The following is a 5,850-nucleotide window of genomic DNA, read 5'->3' as shown; positions in this document are numbered from 1 at the left end:
CCTCGGTGTCGCCGACGGCGGCCCAGTTGGGACTGGAGCCGCCCCGCTTCTGCGCCGAATGCGGTCGCCGGATGGTCGTGCAAGTCCGGCCCGACGGATGGTGGGCCAAGTGTTCGCGGCACGGCCTGGTGGATTCGGCCGACCTGGACGCGCGACGATGACCGACCCGCAGCCCTGCGAGGCTCCCCGCACGTCGCGCCGGCGGGCGATCGCGGTTGTGGTGTCGGGCCTCGTGGCGACTGGCGTGGTGGTCGGTGGGCTGTGGGCGTCGATCGCTCCGAGCATCCACGGCGTCGTGGCACTGACCCACGACGGTGATCGCGTGCTCGACTACCTCGGCAACGAAGCCGACCACTTCTTTGTTGCCGCGTTTCTGATGCTCGGCCTGTTGACGGTGGTGGCTGTGGTGGCTGCGGTTCTGGTGTGGCAGTGGCGGGCACACCGCGGGCCGGCAATGGTGGCCGGGCTGTCGATCGGCATGGTCGGCGCCTCCGCGGCCGCGAAGGCGCTGGGTGGCCTAGTGGTTCACGCCCGCTACGGCGTCGTGGACATTGAGCGCGCCCCGGTGACTCCCGAGCACCGGGTGCACTACTTCACCGAGGCGCCGCCGCTGTTCTTCGGGCACGGCCTGCTGCAGGTCGGCTGCACGCTGCTGCTGCCGGCTGCCACGGCAGCACTCGTGTATGCCCTGCTTGTCGCGTCGACAACGCGTGACGACCTGGGCGGCTATCCGGCCGTGGAGTCGCCGGAAGCGCAGACCGCGGTCACGACGTCGCCGGGCGGCGCGCCGTCATAGCTAGAGCGGGCGGCGGTGCACCGGCCTGCCGGTGATGACCTTCGCCGCGATTTTGCCCAGCCTGGCCATGCCGATGTAGGTGGCGGGATTGAAGATGGTCGGCCACGTCGTGCGGATCACGTGGTCGGTCAGCGGTCGACGAGCGAACCGGTCCTGCAACCAGCGCAGCGTCATCGGCGCCGACATCGGATGCAGCAGCAGGTGTTCGTTGAAGGCATCGCGATGGTAGGTGACATCGGCCCCACCACCGGAATAGGCGTCGGCGAGGGCGTCGATGTCGTCGACGGCAATGAGGTAGTCGTGGACCGCCTGAACAATCAGGACCGGAGGGGTGGGCACCGTTTTGCCCAGCTTGATGTTGTCGAATACGTATTGGACTTCGGGCATGCCGAGGATCTCCTCGAGCGGCCGGTCGAGGTATCTGTCGACGTTCTTGCCGGCCATCCGGATGACCGCGCCGACCGTCGTCATGCCCTCGAGCTCGCACAGCAAGGTGCGTCCCTCTTCGTTGGTGTGCTCCTTGATCACCCGGTCCAGGTCGGGATAGACGTGCGCGAGCGCGGCGATCACCAGTGTCGGCAAGCCGGCAAGGAAGCTCCCGTTGAGGCGGCGGAAAGTGTGACCGAGATCGCCGACGGGCGATCCCAGCACCGCACCGACGATGTCGAGCTCGGGCGCGTAGTCGGCGCACAGTTCGGCAGCCCACGCGGTGGCCAGCCCGCCGCCCGAGTAGCCCCACAACGCCACCGGCGCCGACGTCGACAAGCCCAGGCGCGCCGAGCCGAGGGCGGCGCGTACGCCGTCGAGAATGCAGTAGCCAGGCTCGTAAGGGGCGCCCCACATCCCTTGGCGGCCTTCGTGGTCCGGCACCGACACTGCCCACCCCTCGGCCAGGGCGGCGTTGATCAACAAAAACTCCAACGGCGCCAAGGCGCCGATCGCCTTGGCGTAGCGCCGCAGCGCGTAGGACGGGAAACAGCGGGACGCCACCGCGTCGATCGCGCACTGGTACGACAGCAGCGGGCAGGGCTGTCCCGGTGCGACCTCCCGGGGAACGATCACGGTGGTGACCGTGGCCTCCGGTTTGCCGTTCATGTCGGTCGTGCGGTACAGCAGCTGCGTGGCGACCGTCCGTTGCGGTATCAGGCCCAAAAACGCCAGCTCGACGTCGCGGGAGCGCAACACGGTACCTGGCAGCGCGTGCTCATAGCCGGGCGGCGGCTGGTAGAACGGGTCGTCCGACGGCAGCAGGGGGTGGGCCTTACGGCGCAGCTCTTCGTGCGGCGGCCGACCGATCCATTCGGCACCGGTTGTGGTTGCGAGGCTGGCTGGGTCCATCGGGCCATTGTTACTTAAGAGTCCTTTAAGAATCCAGTCGCCCCGCCGCCTAACGGTGTGGCGCGTGTCACGGACTTACGTGGGCGGCCGGAGCGCGGCGAACTCGTCGGTGACCCGCAGCTGGGAATCGGTGAACCGGTACAGCGCGGGTGGACGGCCCCCGCTGCGGCCGGACTGCGCGATGGTGCCGGTCTGGGTGATGACGCCGCGGCGGGCCAGCACCCGCTGTAGGTTCGTGGCGTCAACCTGGTAGCCCAGCGCGGCACCGTAGATGTCGCGCAGCGTAGACAGCGCAAATTCCTTTGGGGCCAAAGCAAACCCGATGTTGGTGTACGACATCTTGGCGATCAGCCGGGTTCGTGCGTGGGCCACCATCGGGCCGTGGTCGAACGCCATCGGCGGCAACGCGGTCACCGGATGCCAGCGGGTGTCGGGCGGCAGCTCTGGAGTGGCGGGGGAGGGCACCAGTCCCAGAAACGTCGACGCGATCACCCGATCACCCGGCACCCGGTGGGGATCGGAGAACACCGCCAGCTGCTCCAGATGTGCGAGCTCGCGCAAATCGACCTTCTCGGCCAGTTGCCGCCGAACCGAGGTCGTCAAGTCCTCGTCGTGGCGTAGCCGCCCGCCGGGCAGCGCCCACGCCCCCAGCTGCGGCTCACGTGCCCGCTGCCACAACAGCACATTGAGCTGCGGTTTCTCACTGCCACAGGGTCTTTCAGGACCGCGAACCTGGAACACGACGGCGAGAACCTCGTGGCCAGTGCTACCATGAAGCACGTTTTCGATTGTAAGTCGAAAACCTGCTCAGGGGCGAAAGGAACGGCCATGACGGTCCTGAATCGCACGGACACGCTGGCGGATGACTTGGCTGCCCGCATCATCGACTCACCGGCGGGCTACACCGGTGTCGACGGCGACGAACAGTGGGCGGCGGAGATTCGCCGGCTGGCGCAGCTTCGCAACGCCACAATCCTGGCGCACAACTACCAGCTGCCGGCCATCCAGGACGTCGCTGACCACGTGGGTGACTCGCTGGCGCTGTCGCGGGTGGCGGCCGACGCGGCTGAAGACACCATCGTCTTCTGTGGCGTGCACTTCATGGCCGAGACCGCCAAAATCCTGAGCCCGCACAAGACGGTGCTGATTCCCGATCAGCGGGCCGGCTGTTCGCTGGCCGACTCGATCACCCCGGAGGAACTACAGGCCTGGAAGGACGAGCACCCCGGCGCTGTGGTGGTGTCCTACGTCAACACCACCGCCGCGGTGAAGGCGCTCACCGACATCTGCTGCACCTCGTCGAATGCTGTCGACGTGGTGAACTCCATCGATGCGGACCGCGAAGTGTTGTTCTGCCCTGACCAATTCCTCGGCGCGCATGTGCGCCGCATGACCGGCCGCTCGAACCTGCACGTGTGGGCCGGCGAATGCCACGTACACGCCGGCATCAACGGCGACGAGCTTGCCGGCCAGGCCCGCAGCCATCCCGACGCCGAACTGTTCGTTCACCCCGAATGTGGTTGCGCCACGTCCGCTTTGTATCTCGCCGGCGAGGGCGCGTTCCCGGCGGACCGGGTGAAGATCTTGTCCACCGGCGGCATGCTGGACGCCGCCCGCGTCACCCCTGCCCGTCAGGTGCTGGTCGCTACCGAGGTCGGCATGCTGTATCAGCTGCGGCGGGCTGCGCCCGATGTCGACTTCCAGGCTGTCAACGACCGCGCGTCGTGCAGGTACATGAAGATCATCACCCCCGCGGCGCTGTTGCGCTGCCTGGTCGACGGCGCCGACGACGTAGACGTCGAACCCGCCACGTCACGGCTGGCGAGGCGCAACGAGCAGCGGAAGAGCGAGATCGGCCAACCCGGCGGCGGCGAATGACCACGACTCCGGCTTGGCAGCAGTCGGCCGACGTCGTCGTCATCGGCACCGGAGTCGGTGGACTGGCTGCCGCGCTGGCCGCCCATCGCGCGGGCCGCCGCGTGATGGTGCTGAGCAAGGCGCACCAGAACAGCGCGATGACCGCCACCCACTACGCCCAAGGCGGAATCGCGGTGGTGCTGCCCGACAGCGCCGACTCGGTGGACGCTCACGTCGCTGACACTCTCGCTGCGGGCGGGGGTCTGTGCGATCCCGAGGCGGTGCGTTCCATCGTCGCTGACGGCTATCGCGCGGTGGCCGAATTGGCAACTAGCGGAGCGCAATTCGACAAAGCCCTCTCCGGCAGGTGGGCGGTGACCAGAGAAGGTGGGCACTCGCGGCGCCGAGTGGTGCACGCCGGCGGTGACGCCACCGGGGCCGAGGTTCAGCGTGTGCTCGACAATGCCGCTGCCGCTTTGGATATCCGCGCCGACCACACGGCCGTGCGGGTGTTGCACGACGACGCCGCGGTGACCGGGGTATCGGTGCTCAATGTCGACGGACTCGGCGTCGTGCATGCGCCGTCGGTGATCTTGGCTACCGGCGGGCTCGGGCATCTCTACAGCGCGACCACCAATCCCGATGGCTCCACCGGCGACGGCATTGCACTGGCGCTGTGGGCAGGTGTCGCGGTCAGCGATGTCGAGTTCATCCAGTTCCACCCCACCATGCTGTTCGACGGGCATACCGGAGGGCGGCGTCCGCTGGTCACCGAGGCCATCCGCGGCGAAGGCGCCACATTGGTTGATGCTCAGGGTGATTCGGTGATGGCTGGCGTGCATCCGATGGGCGATCTGGCACCCCGGGACGTGGTGGCGGCCGCCATCGACGCTCGACTGAAGGCAACCGGTGATTCGTGTGTCTATCTGGATGCCCGCGGGATCGCAGACTTCAAGTCCCGCTTCCCGACCGTCACCGCCGCCTGCCACGCGGCGGGCATCGACCCGGTGCGGGAACCAATTCCGGTCGTTCCGGGCGCGCATTACAGCTGCGGCGGCGTGGTCACCGATGTCGACGGAAGCACCGAGTTGCCCGGGCTGTTCGCCGCGGGGGAGGTGGCCAGGACCGGGATGCACGGCGCCAACAGGTTGGCGTCCAACAGCCTGCTGGAGGGCCTGGTTGTCGGCGGGCGCGCCGGACGAGGGGCCGCCGCCCACGCAGCGGCTGTCGGGAGTTCGCACGCGAGATTGAATGCGCCGGTTGATGACCGGGCGCTGGTACGTGGCGAGCTGCAGCGGGCGATGACCCGCGATGCGTCAGGGGTCCGCAATGCCGGCGGGCGGCGCCGGTTGATCGACACGCTGTCCGCGGCGGCCCTCCGCCGCGCGGCGCAGCGCGCCGACGTCGAAGACATGGCGTTGACTCTGACCGCTCGAGCCGTCGCCGCCGCCGCGTTGGCCCGCGACGAGAGCCGGGGCTGTCATACGCGCGCCGACTACCCGCACGCCGCCGACGAGCAGGCCCGCAGCAGTCTGGTTCGGCTGGCCGACGACGAAGCCACGGTTCACGTCGAGGCGCTGGCGGCGGCGTGCTGATGCCACTCTCGGACTGCGAGCTGGCCGAGGCTCGGGTCACGATCGCTCGCGCGCTCGACGAGGATCTGCGGTACGGCCCCGACGTCACGACGGTGGCGACCGTGCCGGCCGAGGCGGTAACGACCGCGTCGCTGGCGACCCGGGAAACCGGGGTGATTGCTGGAGCGGACGTCGCGCTGCTGGTGCTCGACGAAGTGGTTGGCGGCCAGTACCGGGTACTCGACCGCGTCGACGACGGCGCCCGGCTGCAGCCGGGCGCCGTCG

The 5,850-nt window shown here is 68.6% G+C and carries 6 protein-coding genes and 1 pseudogene; 5 read left to right on the top strand and 2 right to left on the bottom strand.

The features are described from left to right. Positions 1-161, top strand: a 161-nt coding sequence (locus tag ACFE99_RS21890; protein ID WP_375488513.1) for a hypothetical protein, incomplete at its 5' end; no start/stop codon positions are given. After that, positions 158-796: a DUF2567 domain-containing protein gene (locus ACFE99_RS21885; protein ID WP_375488511.1), complete on the top strand. Its 639-nt coding sequence runs from the start codon at positions 158-160 to the stop codon at positions 794-796. The genes ACFE99_RS21890 and ACFE99_RS21885, both read left to right, overlap by 4 nt. On the opposite strand, the gene ACFE99_RS21880 is transcribed toward ACFE99_RS21885, so the two are convergent. Together ACFE99_RS21880 and ACFE99_RS21875 are read right to left on the bottom strand one after the other, a co-directional pair. After that, entirely contained in the window at positions 797-2,134 is a 1,338-nt protein-coding gene (locus ACFE99_RS21880) for a lipase family protein (RefSeq protein WP_375488509.1), read from the bottom strand. Positions 2,135-2,209: 75 nt separating this feature from the next. Next, the gene (locus ACFE99_RS21875; RefSeq protein ID WP_375488507.1) at positions 2,210-2,914 is read right to left on the bottom strand and encodes an NUDIX domain-containing protein; all 705 of its coding nucleotides are present in this window, start codon (positions 2,912-2,914) and stop codon (positions 2,210-2,212) included. A 48-nt stretch (positions 2,915-2,962) separates the two neighbouring features. On the opposite strand from ACFE99_RS21875, the gene nadA reads away from it, so the two are divergent. The 3 genes and pseudogenes from nadA to ACFE99_RS21860 form a co-directional block, all read left to right on the top strand. Then, entirely contained in the window at positions 2,963-4,012 is a 1,050-nt protein-coding gene (nadA, locus tag ACFE99_RS21870; protein ID WP_375488505.1) for a quinolinate synthase NadA, read from the top strand. Beyond that, a complete protein-coding gene (locus ACFE99_RS21865; RefSeq protein ID WP_375488503.1) occupies positions 4,009-5,586 on the top strand; it encodes an L-aspartate oxidase in 1,578 nt (525 codons plus the stop codon). The genes nadA and ACFE99_RS21865 overlap by 4 nt, the downstream gene beginning before the upstream one ends. Next, a pseudogene (locus ACFE99_RS21860) lies at positions 5,586-5,850 on the top strand (nicotinate-nucleotide diphosphorylase (carboxylating)); the annotation flags it as partial. The gene ACFE99_RS21865 and the pseudogene ACFE99_RS21860, both read left to right, overlap by 1 nt.

Origin of the sequence: uncultured Mycobacterium sp. (genome assembly GCF_964249325.1) — a bacterium.
In the GTDB taxonomy this organism is placed as follows: domain Bacteria; phylum Actinomycetota; class Actinomycetes; order Mycobacteriales; family Mycobacteriaceae; genus Mycobacterium.
The sequence above is the reverse complement of the archived record's forward strand: the minus strand, read 5'-3'. Positions and strand labels throughout refer to the sequence as shown.

What these genes read in the sequence shown, in the direction of transcription:
- ACFE99_RS21885 (WP_375488511.1), top strand. Translation starts at nt 158, where the DNA reads ATGACCGACCCGCAGCCCTGCGAGGCTCCCCGCACGTCGCGCCGGCGG.
- ACFE99_RS21880 (WP_375488509.1), bottom strand. Translation starts at nt 2,134, where the DNA reads ATGGACCCAGCCAGCCTCGCAACCACAACCGGTGCCGAATGGATCGGT.
- nadA (WP_375488505.1), top strand. Translation starts at nt 2,963, where the DNA reads ATGACGGTCCTGAATCGCACGGACACGCTGGCGGATGACTTGGCTGCC.
- ACFE99_RS21865 (WP_375488503.1), top strand. Translation starts at nt 4,009, where the DNA reads ATGACCACGACTCCGGCTTGGCAGCAGTCGGCCGACGTCGTCGTCATC.